30 protein-coding genes, 2 tRNA genes and 1 riboswitch are annotated in these 26400 nt (G+C 71.5%); of the genes, 15 read left to right on the top strand and 17 right to left on the bottom strand.

What is annotated here, in order from left to right; all coding sequences use genetic code 11:
• Positions 1-48: 48 nt before the first annotated feature.
• On the bottom strand, positions 49-690 hold the full coding sequence (locus ABC270_RS06910; RefSeq protein ID WP_412880104.1) for a mycothiol-dependent nitroreductase Rv2466c family protein: 642 nt from the start codon (positions 688-690) through the stop codon (positions 49-51).
• 124 nt (positions 691-814) lie between these two features.
• Here ABC270_RS06910 and pepN point away from each other — a divergent pair, with 124 nt between their 5' ends.
• The 3 genes from pepN (at position 815) to ABC270_RS06895 (ending at position 4970) form a co-directional block, all read left to right on the top strand.
• Complete coding sequence (pepN, locus tag ABC270_RS06905) at positions 815-3355, top strand: aminopeptidase N (RefSeq protein ID WP_412880103.1); 2541 nt, start codon at positions 815-817, stop codon at positions 3353-3355.
• An 84-nt stretch (positions 3356-3439) separates the two neighbouring features.
• Positions 3440-4489 (top strand): mechanosensitive ion channel family protein, encoded by a 1050-nt coding sequence (locus tag ABC270_RS06900; protein WP_412880102.1) that lies wholly within the window; start codon positions 3440-3442, stop codon positions 4487-4489.
• 10 nt (positions 4490-4499) lie between these two features.
• Positions 4500-4970 (top strand): globin, encoded by a 471-nt coding sequence (locus tag ABC270_RS06895; protein ID WP_412880101.1) that lies wholly within the window; start codon positions 4500-4502, stop codon positions 4968-4970.
• A 100-nt stretch (positions 4971-5070) separates the two neighbouring features.
• Here ABC270_RS06895 and ABC270_RS06890 read toward each other — a convergent pair whose 3' ends face one another.
• Entirely contained in the window at positions 5071-5913 is an 843-nt protein-coding gene (locus tag ABC270_RS06890) for an NAD-dependent epimerase/dehydratase family protein (RefSeq protein WP_412880100.1), read from the bottom strand.
• Positions 5914-6013: 100 nt separating this feature from the next.
• Positions 6014-6715, bottom strand: coding sequence for a DUF8185 domain-containing protein (locus ABC270_RS06885; protein WP_412880099.1), 702 nt, complete (start codon positions 6713-6715; stop codon positions 6014-6016).
• Between the two features lie 44 nt (positions 6716-6759).
• Between ABC270_RS06885 and ABC270_RS06880 the strand changes: the two genes are divergently transcribed.
• The gene (locus ABC270_RS06880) at positions 6760-7614 is read left to right on the top strand and encodes an acyl-CoA thioesterase (protein ID WP_412880098.1); all 855 of its coding nucleotides are present in this window, start codon (positions 6760-6762) and stop codon (positions 7612-7614) included.
• A 78-nt stretch (positions 7615-7692) separates the two neighbouring features.
• Here ABC270_RS06880 and ABC270_RS06875 read toward each other — a convergent pair whose 3' ends face one another.
• A complete protein-coding gene (locus ABC270_RS06875; protein WP_412880097.1) occupies positions 7693-8148 on the bottom strand; it encodes an acyl-CoA thioesterase in 456 nt (151 codons plus the stop codon).
• 30 nt (positions 8149-8178) lie between these two features.
• Positions 8179-9864, bottom strand: a complete 1686-nt coding sequence (gene ettA / locus ABC270_RS06870; RefSeq protein ID WP_412880096.1) for an energy-dependent translational throttle protein EttA — start codon at positions 9862-9864, stop codon at positions 8179-8181.
• Positions 9865-10057: 193 nt separating this feature from the next.
• Here ettA and ABC270_RS06865 point away from each other — a divergent pair, with 193 nt between their 5' ends.
• Complete coding sequence (locus ABC270_RS06865; RefSeq protein WP_412880095.1) at positions 10058-10783, top strand: hypothetical protein; 726 nt, start codon at positions 10058-10060, stop codon at positions 10781-10783.
• 170 nt (positions 10784-10953) lie between these two features.
• On the opposite strand, the gene ABC270_RS06860 is transcribed toward ABC270_RS06865, so the two are convergent.
• The 3 genes from ABC270_RS06860 to msrA all read right to left on the bottom strand — a co-directional run bounded on the left by ABC270_RS06860 (position 10954) and on the right by msrA (position 12621).
• Positions 10954-11649 (bottom strand): single-stranded DNA-binding protein, encoded by a 696-nt coding sequence (locus ABC270_RS06860; RefSeq protein WP_412880094.1) that lies wholly within the window; start codon positions 11647-11649, stop codon positions 10954-10956.
• 162 nt (positions 11650-11811) lie between these two features.
• A complete protein-coding gene (locus ABC270_RS06855; protein WP_412880093.1) occupies positions 11812-12057 on the bottom strand; it encodes a methyltransferase in 246 nt (81 codons plus the stop codon).
• Between the two features lie 36 nt (positions 12058-12093).
• Complete coding sequence (gene msrA, locus ABC270_RS06850) at positions 12094-12621, bottom strand: peptide-methionine (S)-S-oxide reductase MsrA (RefSeq protein WP_412880092.1); 528 nt, start codon at positions 12619-12621, stop codon at positions 12094-12096.
• A 181-nt stretch (positions 12622-12802) separates the two neighbouring features.
• Here msrA and ABC270_RS06845 point away from each other — a divergent pair, with 181 nt between their 5' ends.
• Together ABC270_RS06845 and ABC270_RS06840 are read left to right on the top strand one after the other, a co-directional pair.
• A complete protein-coding gene (locus tag ABC270_RS06845; protein WP_412880091.1) occupies positions 12803-13129 on the top strand; it encodes a hypothetical protein in 327 nt (108 codons plus the stop codon).
• 88 nt (positions 13130-13217) lie between these two features.
• Positions 13218-14408: a hypothetical protein gene (locus tag ABC270_RS06840; RefSeq protein ID WP_412880090.1), complete on the top strand. Its 1191-nt coding sequence runs from the start codon at positions 13218-13220 to the stop codon at positions 14406-14408.
• A 105-nt stretch (positions 14409-14513) separates the two neighbouring features.
• Here ABC270_RS06840 and ABC270_RS06835 read toward each other — a convergent pair.
• Positions 14514-14586: transfer RNA gene (locus ABC270_RS06835), tRNA-Arg, on the bottom strand.
• Between the two features lie 14 nt (positions 14587-14600).
• Positions 14601-15161, bottom strand: a complete 561-nt coding sequence (locus tag ABC270_RS06830) for a P-loop NTPase family protein (RefSeq protein WP_412880089.1) — start codon at positions 15159-15161, stop codon at positions 14601-14603.
• Between the two features lie 154 nt (positions 15162-15315).
• Between ABC270_RS06830 and ABC270_RS06825 the strand changes: the two genes are divergently transcribed.
• The 3 genes from ABC270_RS06825 to ABC270_RS06815 are packed head-to-tail and all read left to right on the top strand — an operon-like array spanning position 15316 to position 18295.
• Positions 15316-16029 carry an acylneuraminate cytidylyltransferase family protein gene (locus ABC270_RS06825; protein ID WP_412880088.1) on the top strand — a complete coding sequence of 238 codons (714 nt, stop codon included), beginning with the start codon at positions 15316-15318 and terminating at the stop codon, positions 16027-16029.
• A complete protein-coding gene (locus tag ABC270_RS06820; RefSeq protein WP_412880087.1) occupies positions 16026-16898 on the top strand; it encodes an N-acetylneuraminate synthase family protein in 873 nt (290 codons plus the stop codon). Before ABC270_RS06825 ends, ABC270_RS06820 begins: the two co-directional genes overlap by 4 nt.
• Positions 16895-18295: a DUF6716 putative glycosyltransferase gene (locus tag ABC270_RS06815; protein WP_412880086.1), complete on the top strand. Its 1401-nt coding sequence runs from the start codon at positions 16895-16897 to the stop codon at positions 18293-18295. The genes ABC270_RS06820 and ABC270_RS06815 overlap by 4 nt, the downstream gene beginning before the upstream one ends.
• Here ABC270_RS06815 and ABC270_RS06810 read toward each other — a convergent pair.
• Both ABC270_RS06810 and ABC270_RS06805 read right to left on the bottom strand, forming a co-directional pair.
• Positions 18224-18499, bottom strand: a complete 276-nt coding sequence (locus ABC270_RS06810) for a YbbN family protein (RefSeq protein WP_412880085.1) — start codon at positions 18497-18499, stop codon at positions 18224-18226. The two genes, ABC270_RS06815 and ABC270_RS06810, sit on opposite strands and share 72 nt — an antisense overlap.
• A 28-nt stretch (positions 18500-18527) precedes the next feature.
• Positions 18528-18818 carry a hypothetical protein gene (locus ABC270_RS06805; RefSeq protein ID WP_058726796.1) on the bottom strand — a complete coding sequence of 97 codons (291 nt, stop codon included), beginning with the start codon at positions 18816-18818 and terminating at the stop codon, positions 18528-18530.
• A 61-nt stretch (positions 18819-18879) separates the two neighbouring features.
• Here ABC270_RS06805 and ABC270_RS06800 point away from each other — a divergent pair, with 61 nt between their 5' ends.
• The 5 genes from ABC270_RS06800 to ABC270_RS06780 all read left to right on the top strand — a co-directional run bounded on the left by ABC270_RS06800 (position 18880) and on the right by ABC270_RS06780 (position 22064).
• The gene (locus tag ABC270_RS06800; protein WP_412880084.1) at positions 18880-19335 is read left to right on the top strand and encodes a MarR family winged helix-turn-helix transcriptional regulator; all 456 of its coding nucleotides are present in this window, start codon (positions 18880-18882) and stop codon (positions 19333-19335) included.
• The gene (locus ABC270_RS06795; protein WP_412880083.1) at positions 19332-20570 is read left to right on the top strand and encodes an MFS transporter; all 1239 of its coding nucleotides are present in this window, start codon (positions 19332-19334) and stop codon (positions 20568-20570) included. Before ABC270_RS06800 ends, ABC270_RS06795 begins: the two co-directional genes overlap by 4 nt.
• Positions 20571-20670: 100 nt before the next feature.
• Positions 20671-21306, top strand: a complete 636-nt coding sequence (gene orn / locus ABC270_RS06790; RefSeq protein WP_412880082.1) for an oligoribonuclease — start codon at positions 20671-20673, stop codon at positions 21304-21306.
• A gap of 75 nt (positions 21307-21381) precedes the next feature.
• Positions 21382-21457, top strand: a tRNA-His gene (locus tag ABC270_RS06785).
• A 262-nt stretch (positions 21458-21719) separates the two neighbouring features.
• A complete protein-coding gene (locus tag ABC270_RS06780; RefSeq protein WP_412880081.1) occupies positions 21720-22064 on the top strand; it encodes a metallopeptidase family protein in 345 nt (114 codons plus the stop codon).
• A gap of 79 nt (positions 22065-22143) precedes the next feature.
• On the opposite strand, the gene ABC270_RS06775 is transcribed toward ABC270_RS06780, so the two are convergent.
• The 5 genes from ABC270_RS06775 to ABC270_RS06755 all read right to left on the bottom strand — a co-directional run bounded on the left by ABC270_RS06775 (position 22144) and on the right by ABC270_RS06755 (position 26295).
• Positions 22144-22707 (bottom strand): nucleoside/nucleotide kinase family protein, encoded by a 564-nt coding sequence (locus ABC270_RS06775; protein WP_412880080.1) that lies wholly within the window; start codon positions 22705-22707, stop codon positions 22144-22146.
• Positions 22700-23479, bottom strand: a complete 780-nt coding sequence (locus ABC270_RS06770) for an energy-coupling factor transporter transmembrane component T family protein (protein ID WP_412880079.1) — start codon at positions 23477-23479, stop codon at positions 22700-22702. Before ABC270_RS06770 ends, ABC270_RS06775 begins: the two co-directional genes overlap by 8 nt.
• Before the next feature lie 38 nt (positions 23480-23517).
• A complete protein-coding gene (locus ABC270_RS06765) occupies positions 23518-25122 on the bottom strand; it encodes an ABC transporter ATP-binding protein (RefSeq protein WP_412880078.1) in 1605 nt (534 codons plus the stop codon).
• Positions 25119-25769, bottom strand: a complete 651-nt coding sequence (locus tag ABC270_RS06760) for an ECF transporter S component (RefSeq protein ID WP_412880077.1) — start codon at positions 25767-25769, stop codon at positions 25119-25121. Before ABC270_RS06760 ends, ABC270_RS06765 begins: the two co-directional genes overlap by 4 nt.
• Positions 25764-25873: riboswitch (TPP riboswitch) on the bottom strand. (Overlaps the previous gene by 6 nt.)
• 98 nt (positions 25874-25971) lie before the next feature.
• Positions 25972-26295, bottom strand: a complete 324-nt coding sequence (locus tag ABC270_RS06755) for a hypothetical protein (RefSeq protein WP_058726789.1) — start codon at positions 26293-26295, stop codon at positions 25972-25974.
• Positions 26296-26400: the final 105 nt, after the last annotated feature.

The following is a 26400-nucleotide window of genomic DNA, read 5'->3' as shown; positions in this document are numbered from 1 at the left end:
GCGGCGGGGCGGGGGCGGGACGAGCCTCCCGGCCGACCGCCCCGCGCTTCAGTCCGTGGTGTCGAAGATCGGGCCGACCGTCCGCGAGCGCTTGAGCTCGAAGAACCCGGGGTACTTCGCCACCGCGACGACGCCGTCCCAGAGGTCGAGCGCCTCCTGGCCCTTCGGTGCCGGGGAGATGACGGGCCCGAAGAACGCGGTGCCCTCGACGGCGATCACCGGGGTGCCGACGTCCTGGCCGACGCGGTCGATGCCGTCCTGGTGACTCGCACGGACGGCCTGGTCGACCTCGTCGGTCCAGGCGTACTCGACCAGGTCGGCCTCGAGGTCGAGCTCCGCGAGCACGGCGGGGACCACCTGCTCGGGGTCGCTCTCCTGCCGGTGGTGGATGTGCTCGCCGAGCGCGTCGTACAGCGGCTTGACGATCGCATCGCCGTGCCGGAGCCGGGCGGCGGTGACGATGCGGGGGTAGACCTGCCCCGCCGTGAGGCGCTCGCGGTAGTGCTCCGGGACGTCCTGGTGCTCGTTGAGGACGAAGAGGCTCATCACGTGCCAGGTGACGTCGATCGGGCGCTGTCGTTCGACCTCGCCGACCCAGCGGCTCGTCATCCAGGCCCACGGGCAGTTCGGGTCGAACCAGAAGTCCACAGCGGTGCGTTCGGTCGGGTTGTCCACAGTCGTGTCGGTCACGGATGCGAGCGTACGCGCGCTCGCTAGGCTGGAGTCGACCGTCCCGCCGGTGCACGACGCCGCGCCGGGGCCCCTCGCACGCGGACAACGACCGTCCGCGTCCCCAGTGGAAAATGGAGCGTCCGTGCCCGGAGAGAACCTCACCCGAATCGAAGCCCAGGAGCGCGCCGCGATCGTCGACGTGCAGTCGTACGAGGTCGAGCTCGACCTCACCCGCGGCGCCGAGACCTTCGGCAGCACCACGCGCGTGCGGTTCACCGCGACCGCCGGGGCATCGACCTTCATCGACGCGATCACGAAGACCGTGCACTCCGTCACCCTGAACGGCACCGCGCTCGACGTGGCGGCTGTCGACGACGGTGTCCGCATCCAGCTCGACGGGCTGCAGGAGCAGAACGAGCTCGTCGTCGTCGCCGACGCGCTGTACACGAACACGGGCGAGGGGCTGCACCGCTTCGTGGACCCCGTCGACGACGAGGTCTACCTGTACTCCCAGTTCGAGGTCCCGGACTCGCGGCGCATGTTCGCCGTCTTCGAGCAGCCCGACCTCAAGGCCGAGTTCTCCTTCACGGTGACCGCGCCGGCCCGCTGGCAGGTCGTGTCGAACTCCCCCACTCCCGAGCCGCACGTCGACGGCGACGTCGCGACGTGGTCGTTCGCCCCGACCGCGACGATCTCGAGCTACATCACCGCGCTGATCGCCGGCCCGTACGAGGTCGTGCGCGACGAGCTGACCAGCCGCGACGGCCGGACGATCCCGCTCGGCGTCTTCGCGCGGAAGTCCCTCGCCGAGTACCTCGACCCGGAGTACGTGTTCGACATCACCAAGAAGGGCTTCGCCTACTACGAGGAGAAGTTCGACGTCCCGTACCCGTTCGAGAAGTACGACCAGCTCTTCGTGCCGGAGTTCAACGCCGGCGCCATGGAGAACGCGGGCGCGGTGACCTTCACCGAGACCTACGTGTTCCGCTCGAAGGTCACCGACGCCATCAAGGAGCGCCGGGTCGTCACGATCCTGCACGAGCTCGCGCACATGTGGTTCGGCGACCTCGTCACGATGAAGTGGTGGAACGACCTCTGGCTCAACGAGTCCTTCGCCGAGTGGGCATCGACCATCGCGACTGCCGAGGCCACCGAGTGGACCGAGGCGTGGACGACGTTCCAGGCGATGGAGAAGTCGTGGGCGTACCGGCAGGACCAGCTGCCCTCGACGCACCCGATCGTCGCGACGATCAACGACCTCGAGGACGTCCAGGTCAACTTCGACGGCATCACGTACGCCAAGGGCGGCTCGGTCCTCAAGCAGCTCGTCGCGTGGGTCGGCATCGACGCGTTCTTCGCGGGCGTCTCCGCGTACTTCAAGAAGCACCACCACTCGAACACCGAGCTGCGCGACCTGCTCGTCGAGCTCGAGGCCACCAGCGGCCGCGACCTGTCCGAGTGGTCGAAGCTCTGGCTCGAGACGGCCGGCGTGAACACCCTCCGCCCGGAGTTCGACGTCGACGCGGACGGGACGATCACGTCGTTCGCGGTCCTGCAGGAAGCCCCGACCGAGTACCCGACGCTCCGCCCGCACCGCCTGGCGATCGGCGTCTACACGGCGGCCGAGGGCGGCAAGCTCGAGCGTACCCACCGGGTCGAGATCGACGTCGACGGCGCCCGCACCGAGGTGCCCGAGCTCGTGGGCGTCCACCGCGGCGACCTCGTGCTGCTCAACGACGACGACCTCGCCTACGCGAAGATCCGCCTCGACGAGCAGTCGCGCCAGACCGCGATCGCGCACCTCGCCGACATCGCGAATCCGCTCGCCCGCTCGATCGTGTGGGGCGCCATCTGGGACGCCACCCGCGACGCCGAGGCCCCCGCGAGCGACTACGTACGGCTCGTGCTCGGCAACATCGCCACCGAGACCGAGTCCACGACGATCCGCACCACGCTGTCGCAGTTGCTGCTCACCGCGCGGAACTACGTCGCACCGGCGAAGTCCGAGGCGACGATCCGGCAGGTGGGCGACGCGCTCTGGACCCTCGCGACCGAGGCCGAGGCGGGCTCCGACGCACAGTTCCAGTTCGTGAAGTTCTTCGCGCAGATCCCGTCGACCCCGGAGCACGTGGCGACCCTGCAGGGGCTCCGCGACGGCTCGGTCACGCTCGACGGGCTCGAGATCGACACCGACCTCCGCTGGGAGCTGCTCGAGGGCCTCGTGCTCGCCGGCGCCGCGGACGGGTCGGACGTCGACACCGAGCTCGCTGCCGACAAGACCGCGTCGGGCGAGCAGGCCGCCGCGCGTGCCCGTGCGGCGATCCCGACGGCCGAGGGCAAGCTCGCCGCGTTCTCGTCGCTCGTCGACTCGGACGCGCTGCCGAACGCGATCGTCCGGCAGACGACGGTGGGCTACCAGCACGTGAACAGCCCCGTCGTGCTCGAGGGCCTCGTGCCGAAGTACTTCGACGTCCTCACCCGCATCTGGGCCGAGCGCAGCTACCACATGGCCGACACGATCGTCACCGGGCTCTACCCGGCGCCGCTCGCCTCGGTCGAGCTGCGGGACGCCGCGCGGGCGTGGCTCGAGGCCAACCCGGAGACGCCGGCGCTCCGTCGCATCGTGACCGAGAACCTCGCGGGCACCGAGCGAGCGCTCCGGGTCCAGGCGGCGGACGCCTGAGCCACGGGCACAGACCGCTGACGGGCGGGGTCTCGGTGTTCCTCACGGGACGTCAAGGCCCCGCCCTCTAGCATCGATCGGATCATGCTCCTCGCCGCATCCACCAACGCAGCCGTGAACTCCGCCCTCGACGACTTCTGGAGCGTCTGGGGCAAGCCGATCACGATCGTCATCGTGATCCTCGCCGCGATCGTCGTGCGACTGGTCCTCCGACGGATGATCACGACCGTCGTGAACCGCGTCGTCCTCGGGGTCAAGAAGCGCCAGGGCACGACCGACACGCAGGCGCTCATCGCCTCACCCGTGCAGACCGCCCGTGTCGTCCAGCGCACCCGGACGCTCGGCAGCGTGCTCGAGAACCTGGCAACGGTGATCGTCGCCGTGATCGCGCTCGCCATCATCATCTCGACGGTGTTCCCCACGGCCGCCATCGGCCTGGTCGGTGGCGCCTCCGTCGTGGCCGCCGGTCTCGCGGTGGGCGCGCAGAGCATCGTCCGCGACATCCTGTCCGGCATCTTCATGATCCTCGAGGACCAAGCCGGCGTCGGTGACGTCGTCGACACCGGGCAGGCAACCGGCGTCGTCGAGAACGTCGGTCTCCGCGTCATGCAGATCCGCGACGTGAACGGCATCCTCTGGTTCGTGCCGAACGGTCAGATCCTGCGCGTCGGCAACCTCTCGCAGGGGTGGTCGCGCGTCCTCGTGGACATCACCGTCCCGTACGACACCGACATCGACGCCGTGCAGGACGCACTGCTCAAGGCCGCCGTCACGATGTCGCAGGAGCCCCGCTGGCGCCAGCGCATCGTCGAGAAGCCGGAGATCTGGGGGCTGCAGTCGATCACGGACGCGGGCATGGTGTTCCGACTCGTCGTGAAGACCCGCGCGTCCGAGCTCGACGCCGTCGGCCGCGAGCTCCGCGTCCGCCTGAAGCGCTCGGTCGACGACCTCGGGGTGACCCTGCCCGCGATGGCGATGATCATGCCCGCCGGCTGGGAGAACGCGACCTCGATCAACGGCCTCCGCACCGTCAAGACCCAGCCGACCCCAGCCCCGACGAAGTCCCGGAAGCCGAAGCGGAACCTCCTCGGCCAGGCCATCCGGACGGACGACGACACGACCGACCAGAAGTGAGCCGTACCGCATGACCGACGACGCCGCCCCGAGCGGCATGCCTCGACCCGCCGGCGTCCCCGCGCAGCCGATCACCCTCCGCGTCGGCGAGCACGGCGTCTCCGCCACGGGTTCGCTGTACGAGCGCATCGGTGGTGCGCCGACGTTCGACCGGCTCGTCCGCCGGTTCTACGAGGGCGTGCAGCAGGACGACGTCATCTGGCCGATGTACCCGGCGGACGACCTCGAGGGTGCGATCTGGCGCCTCTCGGCCTTCCTGCAGCAGTACTGGGGCGGCCCAGGGACGTACAGCGAGGAGCGTGGCCACCCGCGCCTCCGCATGCGGCACAACCCCTTCCGCATCACGCCCGACGCCCGTGAACGGTGGCTGCACCACATGCACGAGGCCGTCGAGTCGCTGGGGCTCGCGCCCCTCGACGAGGCCGAGCTGTGGGCGTACCTCGACCGCGCCGCGCACGCGATGACGAACACGTTCGACTGACGTCCGTCACCTGGTCGCCACGCACCGGACGGGAGGCACGGTGCGGCGCCGACCCGCGCCTCCCGTCCGGTACGTGGCCGGGACGACGCCGGAGGCGAGGTCAGCGCACGTACGACCCGTCGGCCAGGTCCTCGACGAGCGACGGCCGCGTCGGGTTCCACCCGAACGCGGCGCGCGCGTGCGCGCCGGAGGCCTCCTGGTGGAGCAGCAGCGCGTCCGCGAAGGCGTCGCCGAGCCGGCCGCGGGACTCGTCGACGCTCTCCGCGACCACCGGCGATCCGTGTGCTCCCGCCTCCGCGATCTCCCGGAGCGTCGGGTTGTCCCCGGTCGCGGCGACGACGTAGCCGTCCCGCTCGGCGCGGTGGAGCGCCAGCACGTAGAGCTCACCGAGATCGTCGATGTGCACCGTGGTCCACCGCTGCGATCCGTCGCCGACGAGTCGGACCTCGTGCTCGCCGTCACCGACGAACATCGCGGGGATGCCCGCACCGCGGCCGTAGACGATGCCCGGGGCGACGATGGTGGTGCGCGCGGAACTGGCCCGGACCGCCGCCTCGTTCGCGACGCGCCATGCGGTCAGCGCGGGCGGGTCGATCGGGGACTGCTCGGAGATGTCGGTCGAGTTGCCGAAGGTGAAGATCCCGCCCGTGTGGACGAACGGCTTCGGGGTGCCCTCGAGTGCGTGGAGCACCGTCGCCGTGAACCCGGGGTCGACCTGCTCGGCGGAGGCGGTGTGCACGACACCGTCCGTCTCGTGCGCGAGTCGCTCGACGACCTCGGTGTCGGTCACGTCCCCGACGACGGCGTGTCCACCGGCGTCGCGGACCCGTTGGGCCTTCTCGTCGGAGCGGACGACCGCGGTGACCTCGTGCCCGTGGGCGATGAGAGCGCGGAGGACGGAGGAGCCGATGTAGCCGGAGGCGCCGGTGAGGAAGACGTGCATGCGCCCAGCCAACCACGGCGTTCCCGGTGCCCGCTGGCCGCCCGGACGAGGGCCGCGCGAACTGTCGCGCGCGCGGTCACGTGGCGCGTCGCGGGGACCGTCAGGAGCTGAGCGACCAGGCCCGCCGCTTCACGAGCACGTGTCCGCGCGACGTGGTGAGGCGGCTCCACGGACCGGTCTCGAACACCCGGACGGGGTCGTGGCCGAGGAACCCGAGGCTCTCCCCCGCGAACCCGGCACCCGCGGGCAGGTGCTCGATCATCGGGATCGGCCGTCCCCAGACCTCGGACCGGACCCGGCGGACGATGGCGTCCCCGGCGTTCGACGGGACGGCCTCGGCGACCTCGGCGATGCCGGACTTCGCGGCGCGCTTGAGCAGTTCGGACGACACGTCCGGGAGCGGCACCCACCCGCCCCGCGGCGGGGAGATGGCTGCCCACGTCACGGTGTTGACCTCGTGCGGGAGCTCGACCTCGATCGGGGTCGCACGCGTGGGGTCAGCGCCTTCGGCGTGCTCGGCGTCCTGCGCTTCGGCGAGCAGCCGGAGACGTTCCTGCAGCGAGGCGAGCGGGACCACCGCGTCGATCGTGGCGGGTTCGGCGAGGGAGAACGTCCGGAGCCCGAGGACCGTCGGCAGTTCGTCGAGCAGACCCACCGGGTAGAGGATCGCCGTGTAGACCGCCAGGACGCCGGAGTCGGCGATGAGTCGGACCGAGCCGTCCTCGACCCGGGCGGCGCGTCCGAGGTAGGTGCGGAGGTCACCGAGCGAGGCGACGTCGGGGAGGGTGAAGGTGGTGCCCATGTCCTGTGGATCCTACCGGGGCGGTCGCTTCGTAGGATGTGCCCGTGAGTGAACCGGACTTCCTGCGGACCCTGCGGCTCGACGACACCGGCGCGAGCACCGGCGAGACGATCCTGACCGGGGCCAGCCACTGGTCACCGAACGGGCGGGTCTTCGGCGGGCAGGTGCTCGCGCAGTGCATCGTCGCGGCGCAGGCCACCATCGAGGACCGCGACATCCACTCGATGCACGGGTACTTCCTCCGACCGGGCGACACCGAACTCCCGATCACGTTCGGTGTCGAGCGGATCCACGACGGCCGGTCGTTCGCGACCAGGCGGGTGCAGGCGTACCAGCAGGGTGTGCCGATCTTCTCGATGATCGCCTCGTTCCAACGCCCCGACGACGGTGTCGAGCACCAGGATCCGTTCCCGGTCGACACCCCCGCTCCCGAGGACCTGCCGTCGGCGGCCTCGATCCTCTCCGCGATCGACCACCCGGTCGCCCGCGCCTGGGCCGAACGCTCGATCGACCTCCGACACGTCGAGGGTCCGGTGTTCGTCGACGTGCAGGGCGAACGCCTCCCGCACCAGGCCGTGTGGTTCCGCGTGGACGGCGACCTGCCGGAGGACCCGGCGCTGCACCGCGCCGTGCTCGGCTACGCGAGCGACCTGTCGATCCTCGAGCCCGTGATGCGTCGTCACGGGGTCGCGTGGGGCACGCCCGGCGTGAAGAGCGCGAGCCTCGACCACGCGATGTGGTGGCACCGCGACGGCCGCGCCGACGACTGGGTCCTGTACACGCAGGAGTCCCCGAGCGCACAGGGCGGTCGGGGACTCGCGTTCGGTCGGATGTTCTCGCGGGACGGCCGCCTGCTCGCGAGCGTCGCGCAGGAGGGGATGATGCGCGTCCCGCGGTGACGGGTGGCGCTCCCCGCCTCGGTCCGCGCCGGCGTCGCTTCCCCGGGGCACGTCGGTCCGACGCCGGGAGCACGCCGGTCAGGGGCGTGAGAACCGGACCGGGTCCTGGATGTACGGCTCGCAGGCCGCCCGCTCGGCCTCGGTGAGACGCCTGGGCCGGTTGGTCTCGGCATCGACCATCACGAGGGCCGTGGTCGCACGCGTGTAGAGCTCGGCCGGCTCGTGACCGACCGGGGTCCAGACCTCGTACGACACGTCGATGCTCGCGCCACCGATCCGGCCGATCCACATCCGGATGTCGAGCGGTCGGCGGAAGTACGGGATCGACGCGAGGTACTCGAGCCGCTGTGCCGCGATGACGGTCATCGTGCCCGATCCCGGGCGGCCGTCGATGATCGGCTCCGGGATCGACCCGTCCGCGCCGACGTCGTCGGGGTCGGCGCCCCAGAACCCCACGATGCGCGCCTCTTCCAGGAGGCGCAGCATCGCGGAGTTGTTGACGTGCCCGTACGCGTCGATGTCGCTCCACCGCATGCGGATCGGAGCGTGCAACACCGCCACGGGTCAGTCGCGGGTGAGCTTGCGGTACGTCGCGCGACCGGGCTTCGCGGCGTCGACACCGAGGCGCTCGATCTTGTTCTCCTCGTACGCCTCGAAGTTGCCCTCGAACCAGTACCAGTTGGGCGTACCGTCCTCGTTGAGCCCCTCCCACGCCAGGATGTGCGTGGCGATGCGGTCGAGGAACCACCGGTCGTGGGTGATCACCACGGCACAGCCCGGGTACTCGAGCAGCGCGTTCTCGAGGCTGCCGAGGGTCTCGACGTCGAGGTCGTTCGTCGGCTCGTCGAGGAGCAGGAGGTTGCCGCCCTGCTTCAACGTCAGCGCCAGGTTGAGACGGTTGCGCTCACCACCGGAGAGCACGCCGGCCTTCTTCTGCTGGTCCGGGCCCTTGAAGCCGAACTGCGACACGTAGGCGCGCGACGGGATCTCGGTCTTGCCGACCTGGATGTAGTCGAGCCCGTCGGACACGACCTCCCACAGGTTCTTGTTCGGGTCGATGCCGCCGCGGCTCTGGTCGACGTAGGAGATGTCGACCGTCTCGCCGATCTTCAGCGTGCCGCCGTCGAGCGGTTCGAGGCCGACGATCGTCTTGAACAGGGTGGTCTTGCCGACGCCGTTCGGGCCGATGACCCCGACGATGCCGTTGCGGGGCAGCGTGAAGGAGAGGTCGTCGATGATGACCCGCTCGCCGAACTGCTTGTGCAGCTTCTCGGCGTCGATCACCTGCGAGCCGAGCCGCGGCCCGACCGGGATGACGATCTCCTCGAAGTCGAGCTTCCGCGTGCGCTCGGCCTCGGCGACCATCTCCTCGTAGCGAGCCAGGCGCGCCTTCGACTTGGCCTGACGGCCCTTCTGGTTGCTCCGCACCCAGTCGAGCTCCGAGGACAGCCGCTTCGCGAGCTTGGCGTCCTTCTTGCCCTGGACCTCGAGGCGGGCGCGCTTCTTCTCGAGGTACGTCGAGTAGTTGCCCTCGTACGGGTACAGGCGGCCGCGGTCGACCTCGGCGATCCACTGGGCGACGTGGTCGAGGAAGTACCGGTCGTGGGTGACCGCGAGGACGGCACCGTGGTACTGCTGCAGGTGCTGCTCGAGCCAGAGCACCGACTCGGCGTCGAGGTGGTTGGTGGGCTCGTCGAGGAGCAGCAGGTCGGGCTTCTGCAGCAGGAGCTTGCAGAGCGCGACACGGCGCTTCTCACCGCCGGACAGGTGGGTGACCATCTCGTCCCCCGGGGGGCACTGGAGCGCGGCCATGGCCTGCTCGAGCTGCGAGTCGAGGTCCCACGCGTCGGCGGCGTCGATCTCCTCCTGCAGGGTGCCCATCTCTGCGAGGAGCGCGTCGAAGTCCGCGTCGGGCTCGGCCATGAGCGCCGAGATCTCGTTGAAGCGGACGACCTTGCCGTGGATCTCGCCGACGCCCTGCTGGACGTTCTCGAGGACGGTCTTGTCCTCGTCCAGCTCAGGCTCCTGCATGAGGATGCCGACGGTGAACCCGGGGGTCAGCTTCGCCTCGCCGTTGGACGGCTGGTCGAGACCCGCCATGATCTTCAGGATCGTCGACTTGCCCGCACCGTTCGGTCCGACGACGCCGATCTTCGCGCCGGGGAGGAACGACATCGTGACGTCGTCGAGGATCAGCTTGTCGCCGACCGACTTGCGGGCGCGGACCATCTGGTAGATGTACTCAGCCATATCGCGGTCAAGTGTAGTGACCCGAGCGGCGGACCGCGCGGCGGGCGTGACCGGGACGGGGCGCGACTCCGCCGGAACGCGCAGGTACCCCTTCGGGGGCTGACAAGCAGCGGTCGGCCGACGTACGGTACTTGCATCATCCGCCGGCGGGACCCGAAACCACCAGCACGGCTTCGATCAGGACCAGGACCACATGGCGAACAACCGACTCCGACGCCTCATGCTGCCCATCGTCGGCGCGCTCGCGCTGGGCATCGCGGTGTCCATCCCAGCAGCGCCCGCATCGGCCATCACCACCCCGTCGGGCACGCCCTACGTGACCTACACGGCGAACATCAGCGCCAAGGGGTCCGGTACGGGCTACTCCTCCTACATCAACATCCACGACGCGCAGAACAACGCGATCTCGTTCGGCATCCAGTCGGACAGCGGTTCGCCCCAGAGCAAGGGCAAGCCCCGCTACATCTGGGAACGCGTGCAGAACGGCAAGTTCACGTACGGCTACCTCGACGCGGCGTCGAACAACCTCACCCCGGTCGGCCTGCGCTGGTGGACGAACGACACCGTGGCGCTGAGCGTCAACCACCGGACGGTCGCCACCGTCAAGGTCAACCTCGAGCCGAGGCTGTTCTTCAACGCCGAGGCGAACGCGCGGCTGAACGGCGACGTCGTCCACTCGACGGTGCAGAACGTGAGCATCGCCGTCGGCAACGTCTCCGGGCGCAAGGGTCTGAACGGCACCTGGAACACGGGCTTCTCCTTCCACGGGCTCAAGGCGAAGCAGACGAACTCGGCCAAGCAGCAGGGTGCGAGCTTCGCGATCGACGGCCGGGTGTCCGGTCTCGCATCGGGGCACAACTGGGACACGGACCAGGTCTCGGGCATCGCGATGATCGCCCAGTACTGGAACGGCCGCTGAGCCGCCGGCCGCTGAGCCCGCCGGCGCACCGCTGAGCCCGCCGGGCCGACGGCCTGTCCGGCACCGTCGGACGACGGTGCTCCGGCGGCACCGCGCGTCCGGTGCAGGCGGTCTCCCGGAGCGCCGGCCACCACCGGGTGGCCAGCACTCCTGCACGGGAGTCGCCGGGTTCAGGCCGCGACCCCGCCGACGTACGGGTCCTCCGGCTCGTGCCCGTCGACGTCGTCCGGATCAGGACCGACCGGCCGGACCGCGCGCGCTGTGCGAGCGGTGCCGGACGCCCCGCCCGGTGCTGGCTCACCGAGGATCGCCGCCGCGTGGCGATCCGCCTCGGCGGCGTCCGGGAGCTGTTCACCGTCGTGTTCGTCTCCCGCACGCGTACCCGGCTCGTCGTCCGGGCCGTCGCCCGGGTCGTCGTCGGGGAGGGCCGGGTCGTGGCCGTGGACCTCGCCCGTCTCGAGGTCCACCCGCGAGCTGTCCACGGGCGTCGCGGCGACCTCGTTCGCCTGGCGCGGGACGCGGATCCAGTTGCTGATCCCCCATGCCAGGTCGTGACCGATGCCCTCGGCGTCGACCTCGACCGAGGTGCCGCCACGGCCGTCGCGCTCCCACGTGCGGATGCGGACGCGGCCCGTCACAACGATGCGGTCGCCCTTCTTGAGCGACTTGTGGACGTTCGCCGCGAGCGACCGGAAGGCCGTGACGGTGAACCAGTTGGTCGTCCCGTTCGTCCAGACGCCGGTGGCGCGGTCGAACCGGCGCGACGGTGACGCCAGACGGAGGCTCGTGATGGCGACACCGGTGTCGGTGACCAGGTGTCGGGGTTCGGTGGCGACGATGCCGCAGATCGTGATCGTGTCGTTCATGGTCCGATCGTCGCGAGACCCGGGTCGCGTCAGCGGCCCGGGTCTCGATCTGTGAGTGACGGTCCACTCAGCGGCGCCTGTGCAGGGACGGTGATCCGTGCCTCCAGGTCGTGGCGGACGCCGCGACGATGACCGGCACCGCCGAGCCGATGGTCGGCCCACTCAGTGGGCGCGGAACTCCGGACGGTCCGCGAGGGGTCCCATCGCGGCGTGGACCGCGCTCTTGGCGGAGTCCAGCGACGGGAACACCGATCCGGTGCCGCGTCGACCGAACAACTCCACGTGGAAGCCGTCCGGCTGTCGGTGGATGCTGCCGACTGCGCCGGCCGGCCCCACCGCCACCCACGTCCCCGCGTCACTCGTCGTCGAGTCACCCGTCGTGCTGTTCGTCATCGTGTTGTTCGTCATCGATCGACCACCTCCTCGTGGCCCCGACGCCCGTGGCTAGGACGCCAGGATGTACTGACTGTAGGCCTTGCGGACCTTGTTCACCTTCGGCAGCGCCACCGCGAGGCAGTAGCCCTGACCGGGGTTCTTCGCGAAGAAGTCCTGGTGGTACTCCTCCGCCCGGTGGAACGTCGTGAGCGGCTCGATGGTCGTCACGACGCCGCCGTCCCAGATGTCCGAGGCGCGTTCGATCGCGCGCTCGAACAGCGCGCGCTGTTCGTCGTCCGCCGGGAACATCGCCGAGCGGTACTGCGTGCCGACGTCGGCACCCTGGCGGTTCAGCTGGCGCGGGTCGTGGAGCGTGAAGAAGACGTCGAGCACCACGTCGGCCGGCAGCACCGACTCGTCGAAGGTCACCGCGACGGCCTCGGCGTGACCGGTCGTACCGGTGCAGACGAGCTCGTAGGTCGGGTCGTCGGTGGTCCCGCCGACGTAGCCGGACACGACGTCCTGCACACCCTGGAGGGTGCGGTACACCGCGTCCAGGCACCAGAAGCATCCACCAGCGAGCACGAACGTCGTCATGCAGGCCACGCTACCGCGCGCGACGTCAGGGCCCACTGGGAGTCCGGGAGGCGGTCCTGCACCGCGAGCGGCCGGGGACGCGCATCCACAGTCCCGGCTCCCTGCCCCGGCGTGTCGGTGGTCGTCCGTAGCGTCATGCCCACGAACCACCGACACACCGAACGCACCACAGGAGGACACCGTGCCGACCACGACCGTGCCGACCCAGACCGTGCCGACCCAGACCGTGCCGACCACGAACGAGCACAGCACGACCGAACCGGCCTTCCGGCTCCGCACGTCCTCCGTCGCCCGTAGCCGAGGCGACCTCCGGATCCTCGACGTGCGGGACGACCTCAGCCGCGTGACGCGCGCCAACGGCGAGATCGTCGGCTACGTGGACCGCGTGGACGTCGCCGGCGGCACCGCCTACCGCGCACGACGTTACGTCGCCACCGAACGCCGCTTCGTCGAGTTCCCCGACGTGTGGTCCGCCGACGACGCGGTGGACTGCCTGCGGTGGGGCTGATGCACCCCGCACCGTGCCGGCTCGGCGGATGCGCGGATCGCCGGGTGGCCTCCCCGCGGTCACGCCGCACGGTCGGTACGGTTCGCGCATGAACTGGTGGAACGACCTGATGGACTGGACCGCGTCGGACGCGGGATGGCGGGTGCTGTCGGGCGCCATCATCCCCTTCGTCGCCATCGTGGTGGCCGGCGTCGTCGCCGCGCTCATCGGCCGCGGAGCGACCAAGCGGGTCGTCACCCTGCAGGAGCGCGAGGCGAAGAACGCCGCCGTCGCGGCGATCATCTCCGCGGCGCGGAAGGCCGCGACGTGGGGGTCGCTCGGGCACGAGGAGCGCGCCTACGCCGATCACCTGGCCGAAGACGCCGACGTCCGGCTCCGGCTCCTGCCCGTGAGCGGTTCGCCGATGGCCGCCAACTGGGCGCAGCACGAGATCGCCGACATCAAGAAGAACTCGTCGACGTTCTCGTTCCAGGCGGAGCAGTCCCTCGCCGAGTTCCGTGACCGTCTCCTCGAGTGGCAGGCGCGGCCGAACCGCGCGCGCAAGCTGTTCAAGAGCGATCTCGAGCGGTGGAAGTTCGAGACCCCCGACCCGGACGCCGAGCTCGTCAAGCGGCAGCAGGACTGGAACGCCGACCAGGCTTCGGCGCGACAGCCCGACGCGCAGACGCCGTCGACGACGTCGCTCCGGCCCGCTGCCCGGCCGGGAGCCCCCGCCGCTCCGACCTCGTCAGCTGCGACCAGCAACGGGTCGGCCCCGTCGAACGGGCCCGCCGGGTCGCCCGCCGGCCCGCAGGGTGCGACGGCAGCGACCACGCCGCTCGGCGATGGTCTGACCCGCCCGTACGGCGACGTGTCCGGTTCGTCCGCGCAGGCAGCGGTCCGGCCGACCCTCGGAACCCCGGCCTCACGTCCGGCCTCCGCACCGGCGACCAGCGCACCGGCCGCCGACGCACCGGCAGCCGGCGCACCGGCAGCGACCGCACGGCCGGTCGTGCAGCGTCGCAGCGACGACGACGAGACCGACGTCGTGGACGACGTGGTCCGGCCCGGCACGCAGGACCGCGAGGTGCCGCCGCCCGTGGCGCGTCCGACCGCCGCCGACGCACACGTCAACCGCCCTGCTGCGACGGTCTCGACGCCGAGCACGAAGTCCGTGTCGACGCGGGTCGACGGCGCCGCTGCGGAGCCGTCCGACGCGCACGAGACCGACGAAGCACCGTACACGCAGCCGATCAGCGCCAACGAGATCCGTCGGCGGTCGTCCGACGACGACGACTGACGCGGTCGCCACGCTGACGCCTCGGCCACTCGCGCGGGTCGCCGCCGGCACCGCGGCGGAGACGAGGAGGCCGCCACCCCGAGGGGTGGCGGCCTTCGCCGTCGGTGCCCCCGGCAGGAATCGAACCCGCGACACGGAGGGTAGAAACCACCTGCTCTATCCACTGAGCTACGGAGGCGGACGGCGACGATTCTAGACCGCGGGACGCGCCAGGCGCTGGACGAACACGTCGACCTCCCGCTGGGAACGGAGGTGCACGATGCGCAAGTGCGGCGCAGACCGTTCGAGCGGCGGTACTCGCTCGCGGAACGCGTTTCGGGTCGAGATCCCCCAGCGCAGGATGTGCTCACGGTCAGTGAAGAAGGTCCACAGCGACGGTTCGACGTTCCCGTTCCAGAGCACCTGCCGACGGAGGCGTCGCCGCAGTGTCCGGCGCAGCAGCCGCCAGAGCGTGACCCGGGTCGGCAGGTCCACCCACACGAGGGTGTCGGCGCGGTCGACGAGCATCGCGCGCACGGGGGCGTACTGCCACTCCGTCACCCAGGCCGCCTCGCTCGTGAAGCGGTCGACGTCCTCGACGAAGGTCGGTCGCGGTTCCCAGTCCGGCCCGTGGAAGAGCGCGTCGATCTCGGTGTGCGGCACGGCGAGCACGTCCGCGATCCGGCGGGCGGTGGTCGTCTTCCCGACACCGGACACCCCGGCGACGAGGACCCGGCGCGGGCGGGGTTCGAGGACGTCGTCGGCGGAGCGCACCGCACGACCCTAGCCCCGACGACGGACGGCCCGCAGCCCGGACGCCCGTCGGCCCGCAGCCGCGTCGTCGGAGAGCCGTCGTTTCCTGTGTGCTTCCACTGGTGGCCGTCTCGTGTTCGCCTTCGCGACACCGCGTCTCCGTAGCGTCCGGCGCATGAGCTCCATCGGCCGCGTCCTCGCCGTCGTGCCCGCGCGCGCCGGCTCGAAGGGCATCCCCGGGAAGAACCTCCGTCAGGTGGGTGGCCGGAGCCTCGTCGCGCGGGCGGTCGACGCTGCGCTCGCGACCCCCTCGATCGACACCGTGGTGGTCTCCACCGACGGACCCGACATCGCCGACGAGGCCCGTGCCGCGGGCGCTCGGGTGCTCCACCGCCCCGCGGACCTCGCGGGCGACACCGCTTCGAGCGAGTCGGCACTCCTGCACGTGCTCGACGTCCTCGAGCAGATCCACGACGAGGTCCCGGAGGTCCTCGTGTTCCTGCAGGCGACCTCGCCCTTCACGGACCCCGGCGACCTCGACGCCGCCGTCCGCCGCGTGCTCAGCGGTGCCGCGGACGTCGTGTTCGCCGCGGCGCCGTCGCACGCGTTCCTCTGGCGCGTGGACGCCGACGGTCAGGCCCGTGCCGTGAACCACGACGCCGCCGTCCGCCCGCGTCGGCAGGACCGCGCCGCGGAGTTCCGGGAGACCGGGGCCTTCTACGCCCTGCGGGTCGACCGGTTCCGGCGGCACCGGCACCGGTTCTTCGGTCGGACCGAACTCGCCGTCGTGGACGCCGCCACCGCGGTGGACGTCGACGACGAGACCGACCTCTCCGTGGCCCAGGCACTCGCCGCCACGCTCGTCCCCGCACCGAACGGAGCACCATGACCGTCACCATCGGCTCGTCCACGATCGGCGCCGGCCACCCCGCCTACCTCATCGGGGAGATCGGCCTGAACCACAACGGCGACGTGGACATCGCGAAGCGACTCGTCGACGTCGCGGCCGACGCCGGACTCCAGGCCGTGAAGTTCCAGAAGCGGACGCCGGAGATCTCGACGCCGGAGCACATGAAGAACACTCCGCGCAGCACGCCGTGGGGCGACATGACCTACCTCGAGTACCGGTACCGGGTCGAGTTCGACCGGGAGCAGTACATCGAGATCGGGGACCACGCCACCCTGCGTGGGCTCGACTGGTTCGCGTCCCCCTGGGACGTGCCGTCGGTGCACTTCCTCGAGGACCTCGGTGTCGTCGCGTACAAGATCGCCTCGGCGTCCGTGACCGACCTCGAGCTGCTCACCGCCGTCGCCACCACGGGGAAGCCCGTGATCCTCTCGACGGGCATGTCCACGCTCGAGCAGATCGACCGCGCGGTCGCGACGCTCGGCACCGCCCGGCTCGTCCTCATGCACGCGACGTCGACGTACCCGCTGCCCCCGGAGGAGGCGAACCTCCGCATGATCGACACGCTCGCCAACCGGTACGCGGGCGTCCCCGTCGGGTACTCCGGCCACGAGCCGGGGCTGCAGATCTCGCTCGCCGCGATCGCCCTCGGCGCCACCGCCCTGGAGCGGCACATCACGCTCGACCGCACCATGTGGGGCTCCGACCACGCGGCGTCGCTCGAGCCGCACGGGCTCGCGACGCTCGCCCGCGACGTGCGGATCATCGAGACCGCCCTCGGCGACGGCATCAAGCGCATCTTCCCGGGCGAGGAGGCACCCCTCGCCAAGCTCCGCCGCGTGGTCGCGTGACGGACGTCGCGGACTCCTCGACGGTCGGCCTGGAGGCACGGCGCACCTCGGCCGCGCCGGCCCGCCGCCGCAGGGTGGTCGGCCTGGTCGACACCGACTCGTTCGCGAAGTGGGGCGCCCACCTGCTCGCGACCGCTCCGGCGCACTGGGACCTGGTGCTCCTGACGGTGCGGACGCCGCGGACGGCGAGCACGGCGCAACTCCGCTCGGCCTTCCGGGGGCTCGACGAGCGCTTGGCGCACCTCGCCTCGCGCCCGCCCGAGCCGACCGACGTGGACGCGATCGTGCGTCGTCTCCGCGATGACCCGCCGGACGCGGTGCTCGTCGCGCTCATCGGACCGGTCGCGGAACTCGTGATCGACCAGGTGCACCGTCACGTGCACGACCGCCCGGTCCTCCTGACCGGGCTTCCGGGGATCTCGTACCCAGCGAAGTGGAAGGGCGTGTTCCTCCGCGCCCGCGCCGACCTGTTCGTGCTCCACAGCCACCGCGAGGTCCGGGCGTACGACGAGCTCGCCCGCGCGGGCGGAGTCGAGCCGGCGTTCGCGCTCGCCACGCTGCCGTTCGCCCGGCCGGCGCGGTCCCGTCGCGACGTGCCCGGAGGAGGGTCACCCGTGCGCGACTCGATCGTGTTCGCCGCGCAGCCGAGCGTCCCCGCCGACCGCGCCGACCGCCAGCGGATCGTGCAGTGGCTCGCCGCGACCGCGATCAGCCACCCGCAGTGGCGGGTCGTCATCAAGGTCCGGGCGACGGCGGGCGAGCAGCAGACCCACCGTGAGGAGCACCCCTACGCGGACCTCGTCCCCGCGGACGCGCCGTGGAACCTCGTGGTGGAGTCGGGCCCGATGGCCGAACACCTCACCCGTGCGGTGGCGCTCGTCATCGTGAGTTCGACGGCCGTCCTCGAGGCCGTGGCCGCCGGGGTGCCCGCACTGACGCTGACGGACTTCGGCGTCGGTCCGCAGCTCATCAACGAGGTCTTCGTCGGCAGCGGACTCCCGGGTGACGCCACCGACCTCATCGCCGGGCGCTTCCGTGAGGTGCGACCCGAATGGCTCCGCGACAACCACTTCCACCCGCCGACGGACGACGACTGGACGGATCGTGCCAAGGACCTCATGGCACGACGGGACTCCGGTCGGCTGACCGATCGACCGGCCGCGCGGCGGAGTCGAGGCGGGGCGCTGCGCCGGGCCTGGGAGCGGAAGAACGCACTCGGACGCGACGACCGGTCGCTGCTGGGCAGCGTCGCGCTGCTCGTGGGGACACCCGTCCGCCGGACGAAACAGCTCGTTCGGAAGGTGATCCGTGCCTCCAGGCCGGCCTCAGCCGTCGGCGGGCGGGAGGGCCTTCGCGAGCGCGACCAGCAACTGGTCCCGCGTCGGTACGCCCGGTGAGCGGAACGCCTCGGACCCGTCGTCGCCGCGCACGATGATCGTGGGCGTCGACCGGATGCCGAGGCGTTCCGCAGCGTCGGGGTGCGCCGCGACGTCACGTTCGGACACGGTCAGGCCGGGCACGAGCGCGCCTGCCTCCGCGACGACGCGTCGGGCCGCGGCGCACGGAGCGCAGAAGGCCGAGGTCCAGAGGTCGAGTCGCACGGCGGGGTCAACGCAGCACGGTGCCGGTTCACTCCCGGTCGAACTCGCCGGAGCGGTCGCCGCGGTCCTGCAGGTCGTCCACCGGGTCGGAGTCGGACGGGTCGTAGGTGTACTCGCCGGAGGTCTGGTCGAGCACCTGGCGCGACTTCGTGAGGCGGTAGGCGAACGCGGTCTGCAGGCCCTCGACGTCGGCGTAGACGGTGATCTCCTCGTCCAGCGCGTCACCCGTCGCGGTGCGGGTGTCGGTCGTGCCGTCGAAGGGGCCGCCGTGGAAGATCGCGGTGTACTCGTCACCCTCGGAGATCGTGATGTCACTCATGCATCCCTTGTACCAGGGCGCACCTGTTGACTGATCCATAGCAGGGCTATATAGTTTTGCTATGGAAACATCCCGCGAGCAGACGGTCGAGACGCTCCTCGTCTCCGTCAACCGCCTGATCCGCACCGCCGTCCGGTCCACCGGCAACACGACCTCCCCCGCGGTCTGGCGGACGCTCGGCATCCTCGAGACCGAGCAGCCGCTCCGCCTCGGCGAGCTGGCCGAAGCATCCCGGGTGGCCCAGCCCACGATGACCCGCCTCGTCGCCGGCATGCTCGACGACGGCCTGGTCTCACGGACGGTCGACCCGGATGACTCGCGGGGACAGCTCATCTCGATCACGGACGCCGGGCGCGACCACCTCGTCACGTGGCGCGCCGTCCTCACGCGGACGGTCGGGCCGCTCTTCGCAGACCTCACCGACGACGAGTGGGACGCGCTGCACGAAGCGGCCGCCATCATCGCCGCCCGGAGCACCACCACCAACACCACCACACGAACGGAGATCTCCGCGTGAACGCCCACGCACCCGCCGCCTCCGGCAGCATCCTCAAGCAGTCCTCCGCGGTCTGGGCCATCGCCTTCGCCTGCGTCGTCGCGTTCATGGGCATCGGTCTCGTCGACCCGATCCTCCCCGCGATCGCGTCGTCCCTCAAGGCCACCGCAGCGCAGACCGAGCTGCTCTTCACCAGCTACCTGGCCGTCACGGGCGTCGCGATGTTCTTCACCAGCTGGGTGTCGAGCCGCATCGGACCGAAGAACACGCTGCTCATCGGTCTCGCGCTGATCGTGGTGTTCTCGGTACTCGCTGCCACCTCGAACAGCGTGTGGAGCATCATCGACTTCCGCGCCGGATGGGGCCTCGGCAACGCGCTCTTCATCTCGACCGCCCTCGCGACGATCGTCGGCGCGGCGTCCGGCGGCACCGCGTCCGCGATCATCCTGTACGAGGCGGCGCTCGGCCTCGGCATCGCGATCGGGCCGCTCGTCGGCGGGCTGCTCGGCACCGTGAGCTGGCGCGGACCGTTCTTCGGGGTCACGACGCTCATGGCCATCGCGTTCATCGCCATCGTGACGCTGCTGAAGTCCTCGGGGCTCGAGAAGCCGACCCCGACGAAGCTCTCCGCACCGTTCCGCGCCCTCGGTCGTCCGGCCCTCGCGGCCCTCGCGGTGACCGCGCTGTTCTACAACATCGGCTTCTTCGTCCTGCTGGCGTACACGCCGTTCCCGCTCGGCTTCGGTGCGCTCGGCATCGGGTTCACGTTCTTCGGCTGGGGCGTCGGACTGGCGATCACGTCGGTCTGGGTGGCGCCGATGCTCACCGCGCGGCTCCGCCGCACGACGGTGCTCAAGATCGCACTGCCGCTGCTCGCGCTCGACCTGTTCGCCGCGGCCGTGGTCGTGTCCTCGCAGGTCGGCCTGATCGTCTGCGTCATCGTCGGCGGCCTCGTGCTCGGCGTGCTCAACACCGTCCTCACCGAGTGCGTCATGGAGGCCACCGACCTCCCCCGCAGCGTCGCCTCCAGCGCGTACTCCGCCGTGCGCTTCATCGGCGGTGCGATCGCCCCGCCCGTGGCGACCCTCCTGGCGGACGCCATCGCACCGAGCGCCGCCTACGTGTTCGCCGGGGCATCGGTCGCGATCGCCTTCGTGGTGGTCGCCGCCACGACCCGCGTCCTGCGCCGGGTCGACGACGGACCGGAGTCCGAGCGGGTCGAGGCCGAGGCGGTCACCGCCGGCGAGATGGTCTGACGCACGTCCTCCGCAGCGAGGATGCACGGGCACCCCGACCAGGACGGCCCCGCCACCACCCGTGGCGGGGCCGTCCGCGCACGGGAATAGGATCGACGACATGGCAACTGCGAACGACCGCCTCGTCTGGATCGACTGCGAGATGACGGGCCTCGACCTCGCGGTCGACGAACTCGTCGAGGTGGCCGTCGTCATCACCGACTTCGACCTCGTGCCCGTGCACCCCGGTTTCGACATCGTGATCAAGCCGGACCAGTCCGCGCTCGACAACATGAACGAGTTCGTGACGAACATGCACACGACGTCGGGCCTCATCGAGGAGATCCCGGACGGCGTGAGCCTCGCCGACGCCGAGTACCAGGTGCTCGAGTACATCCTCGCGCACGTGCCGGGCGAGGGCACCGCTCCCCTGGCCGGCAACACCATCGGCACCGACCGGGCGTTCCTCGCGAAGTACATGCCGCGGGTCGACAACCACCTGCACTACCGGAGCGTCGACGTCTCGAGCATCAAGGAGCTGTGCCGACGCTGGTTCCCGCGCGTGTACTTCAACGCGCCGGAGAAGCACGGCGGCCACCGCGCCCTCGCCGACATCCTCGAGTCGATCCGTGAGCTCGAGTACTACCGCCGCGCGGGCTTCGTCGCCGACCCCGGCCCCTCCACCGAGGACGTCCGGGCCGTCCAGGCCGAGGTCGTGGCGAAGTGGGAGCCGCGGCTCGCCCAGCCCGCCGAGTGACGACACGCGTGGTCGGAGAGCGGCCGCGCATGTACTACTATTGAGTGGTCGCGCCGGTCACCCGGTGTGGACGTGGTGGGTATAGCTCAGTTGGTAGAGCGCCTGGTTGTGGTCTAGGAGGTCGCGGGTTCGAGACCCGTTACTCACCCCACGTCGAAGAGCCCCGGTCGGTCGACCGGGGCTCTTCGCATGTCCGAGGGTGTCCGCGCCGTCCGGACGCGGCGTGCACGGTGCGACCCCGCACGCACCTTCTTTCCCATGCCGGCCGCGATGGAATGACGAAACGGGCGTAGCGGGTCGGAACGAACGACCACCTACGCCCGAAAACACCACTCACGCCCGGAACGACCCACCACGGGCAGCCGCAGCCCGCAGCCACCGCCTGACCGCCGGTGTGCGACGATCGACGGGTGATGGAGATGTCCCCCGACGACTTCGAGCGGCTCGTCACCGACGAGCTCGACCGGCTGCCGGACGACATGCTCGACGGCCTCGACAACGTCGCGTTCGTGGTCGAGGACGCTCCCGAGGACGGCTCCGACCTCTTCGGCGTGTACGACGGCGTCGCTGCCACCGAGCGCGGCCAGTACGGGTTCGGCGAGCTCCCGGACCGCATCGTCGTGTTCCGGGAAGCGCACCTGGCGGAGTGCGACACCGAAGCGGAGCTGCGCGACGAGGTGCACACGACCCTCGTGCACGAGATCGGCCACTACTACGGCATCGACGACGAGCGTCTGCACGAACTCGGCTGGGCGTGACCACGAGACGCGACCACGCACGCAGCGACGCCACCACGCACGCCGCGACGAGCGCGCACGGTCGGCAGCGACTCGCGGTTCAGGTCCGGATGACGACATCGGCCAGGCGCACCGGGTCCTCGGCAGCGATGAACGCCCGTTCCTGCGCCGCCCACCGGTCCCACTCCCGGGCGAACACGTCGCCGTCGCGACCGATCGCCCGTCGCCACCGTTCGTCGTCGTCGGCCTCGAGCCACACCCGCAGGCCCGCGAGCGGTGCCGAGGCTCGCGACAGGGCCCCGCACCCCTCGACGACGAGCGGCAGGTCCGGGTCGACGGCCGTCCAGCCCGCGGGTGCCGAGGCATCCCAGTCCCATCGACGATGTCCCGAGGGCGGACCGAGCACGTCGGTGACGACGGCGTCCGCCGCGGCGCGGAGCCCGTCCCATCCCGGGTAGACGTCGTCGAGGTGCACGAGCTGGGCGTCGAGCTCCTCGGCGAGGGCGTCCCCGAGGGTCGTCTTGCCGGTCCCCGAGCGCCCGTCGAGCAGCACCACGATGCGAGCGCCCGCCGCGGTCGCGTGCCGGACGCGTGTCGCGAGCGATCGGGCGAGGGCCGCGACCGACACGACCCTGCCATCGGCGCCGGCCCCGTCGTCAGGCACGCCAGGTCCCCGCCGCGACCGCGACCGCGGTGGCGACCACGCCGATCCCGACGAGCACCGCGACCATTCCCCACTCCGGACCCGAGAAGCGCGCCGGCCGCGCCCAGGTCCGACGTCCGGGCGCTCCGAACCCCCGGGACTCCATGGCGACCGCGAGGGTGGTCCCGCGGCGGAGTGCGAGCACGAGCAACGCGAACGCCATCGACGCTGCGCGGCGGACCCGTCCGGTGTCGGCGAGGCCTCGTGCCCGGCGGGCCATGGCGAGCTGACGCCAGTCGTCGCCGAGCAGGGTGATCATCCGGACGGCCGCGAGCGCACCGAGCACGAACCGCGCCGGCAGCCGGAGCACCTGCGCGAGACCGTCCGCGAGGTCGGTCGGGTCGGCGCGGACGAACAGCACGACCCCGGGCAGCCCGATCGCGAGCACCCGGAGCGCGGTGGCGAGCGCGAGCGTCAGGGAGCCGTCCGTGACGTGCGCGAAGCCGAGGTCGAACCACTCCCGTCCGGAGGGCCGGCCGTACAGCGCGATGCTGAGCGCGGTGAGCGGGACCGCGAGGAGCACGGGCGAGGTGCGGAGCAGCAGGGTCCGCGGGGGGATGCGGAGCAGCGGCAGGAGCGCGAGCTCGAGCCCGAGGGCGACGGCCGCGGAGACCACGTCGAGGCTGAGGACGAGGAACACCCCCAGGCCGAGGACCCCCAGGAGCGAGGCGACGGGCTGGACGCCGCGGATCCCGCGGGCGGCGGGTGGCGGCAGGGGCCGGCCGGGAGGCACAGGGGACGTCCGGCGCGCAGGAGCGCTCGACGGGGCGGTCACCGCTGCACCCCCGGAGCCGTCGGGACTCCCGGAGCCGCCGGTACTCCCGGCGCCGCCACGGCGTCGGCGCGCGCGGCCGACGGCGTCGCCGGCACGTCCGTCGCGACGTCCCTGCGCGCGTCCCGCGGGCGGGTCACGCCGTCGGGAGCGAGCACCACCTCCTCGGCGTCGAGCGCCCGGACGAGGTCGCGGTCGTGCGTCACGGCGACGACCGCGGTGCCCGCGTCGGCCAGGGCACCGAGGTACCGCACGACCGACTCCCAGGTGGCGCGGTCCTGGCCCGACGTCGGCTCGTCGAGGACGATCACCGGCGGACGGCTCGCGACGACCGCAGCGATCGCGAGCCGCCGTTGCTCGCCACCGGACAGGGTGAACGGGTTGGCGTCCGCGAGGTGGGCGAGGCCGAACTCCTCGAGGAGCTCCGCGACCCGTTCGTCGGCGCCGACCTGCCCGAGGGCACGGGGTCCGGCGGCGACCTCCTCACGCACGGTCCGCGCGACGAACTGGTGCTCGGGGTCCTGGAAGACCGTGCCGATGCGTGCGGCGAGCGCTCGGCTCGACCACGCGTGCGGTGCCGTGCCGCTCCCGGCTGCGAGCTCGGGCGCCGCGGTCAGCGTGCCGTCCGCGGGTCGGAGCAGCCCGGCGAGCGTCAGGCCGAGCGTCGACTTGCCGACGCCGTTGGGACCGGTGACGGCGGTGACGTCCGCGGACCGGACGGTCAGGTCGATGCCCTTCCCCACGGGCTCTCGCCGGCCGCGGGCCGTGCCGAGCCGTGAGGCGCGCAGGAGCTCCGTGGAGCGACCAGGTCGGCACTGCCGAGCGCTCCCCCGGCCGGGCTCGGTGCCGGGTACCCAGACCCCGGCGGCCGTCAGCGCGGGACCGTGCGTCGTGAGCACCGTCTCGGGCTCGCCGTCCGCGACCACCCCGCCGCCGGGTTCGAGGAGCACGAGCCGGTCGACGAGGTCGAGCCACGTGCCGATGCGGTGCTCGACGACGAGGAGGGTCGCCCCGGTGGCGTCGAGCAGGGACCGGACGGCGTCGTGGACCTGGTCGACGCCGGACGGGTCGAGGTTGGCGCAGGGCTCGTCGAGCACGAGTGCCCCGGGCTGCATGGCGAGCACCCCGGCGAGCGCGAGTCGCTGCCGCTGCCCGCCGGACAGCTGCGCGGTGCTGCGGTCGAGCGGCAGGTCGAGGCCGACCACCTCGAGGGCGGTCCGGACACGCTCCCAGGTCTCCGCTCGCGGGACCCCGGCGTTCTCGCACCCGAACGCCACGTCGTCGCCGATGCGCGACATCACCGTGTGTGCCTCCGGGTCCTGCATCACCAGACCGACGCGGCCGCGGGCGTTGCGGGGCTCGGTGCCGTCGACGAGCACCGCGCCCTCGACCTCGGCGGCGGTGGCGTCGATTGCATCGGGCTCGTCCGGCAGCACGGCGGCGACGGCACGGAGCAGCGTGGACTTGCCCGCGCCGGACGGGCCGACGATCGCGACCCGCTCGCCGGGCTCGACGACGAGGTCGACGCCGCGGACCGCCCACCCGGGACGCTCCGGGTACCGCCACCCCCAGCCGTCGAACGCGATCCGGGCGCCGGTGGTCACCGGACGGAGCGCCGGCTGCTGTGCTCGCGACCGGCGGCGAAGGACGACAGCACCCCGGTGCGTGCGAGGGCCCGGACCAGGAACCACGAGCCGACCCCGGCGATCACCGCGCCGGAGATGACGGCGCAGACGATGTAGACCACCTTGAACCCGATCGCGTAGCCGGGGTACCAGAGGATCGAGTCGTTGATGCCGAGGGCGAGGCCGGCGGCGGCTCCGGCGAGCGCGACGACCGGCAGGCGGTAGACGCGGTACAGGAAGAGCGCGAGGACGAGCTCGGCGCCGAGGCCCTGCACGAGTCCGGCCTCGAGCGTCCCCCAGCCCCACTGCGTGCCGAAGAGCGCCTCGACGGACGCGGCGACGATCTCGCCGTAGAGCGCGGCGCCGGGCTTCCGGACGACGATCGCGACGACCGGGCCGGCGAGCAGCCACACGCCGCCGAACAGCGCCTGGGTGCCCGGCAGGAGGAGCGCCGTCGCCGCGCTGAGCGGCTCGTACGGGAACTCCCAGACCTTGAAGACGACACCGATCGCGACGGCGAGGACGCTGGCGACGACGATGTCGACGACCCGCCAGCGCAGCGAGCGCCGCGGGGCCGGGGCCGTCCGATCGGTCGTGGGGACGGTGGACTGGATGCGCGAAGGCATGGTGGTGACTCCTCCCTGCGCCGGCATGATCCGGATCAGGTTCGACGGTCGGAGCGCCATTCGCTCCCTCTCAGCCCGGTGACCGGACTCCCGTGTGTGTGCCAGCAGTGTACTGCTCGGGCGAGCCACGTTGCGCGCGGTGCGCGCGGGACGGCCTGGAGCCACGTGGCGGCGCCGCCACGTGCCTCCAGGCCGTCGTCCGCTACTTCTTGAGGACCCGCACCAGCTTCCGGAGCACCGTGCCGGTCACCCAGATCACCGGGATGCTCACCGCGAGCAGCGAGATGAGGTTCGGTTCGAACTCGAGGTCCTTGCCGGGACGACGAACGTACGCGCCGACCGGGATCGAGGTGCCGCCGCCACCACCGCCGCCGCCGTTCTCGTCGTCCCCGCCGCCGCCGAAGCCGAACCAGGCGATGGAGACCGGGATGAGCGTCTGGTCGCCGACCTCGACCGGCTCCCCGTAGTTCGTGCCGACCCCGACGGGGCGCACCTTGTCTGCGATCTGCGTCACGATGTTGGCCATGCGCGCGAGGCTACTCGGAGCTCCCTCCACAGGTGGGTGAGCACGGGCTGTCCGTCCACGACTGGGGCTTGTCTGCGGACGCGGACGGGTGGCGCCGATATGTTG

The sequence above is a fragment of the Curtobacterium phoenicis genome (assembly GCF_047238015.1).
Classification (GTDB): Bacteria; Actinomycetota; Actinomycetes; order Actinomycetales; family Microbacteriaceae; genus Curtobacterium.
Note: the sequence above shows the minus strand (reverse complement) of the source record. Positions and strands in the feature narration are given on the sequence as shown.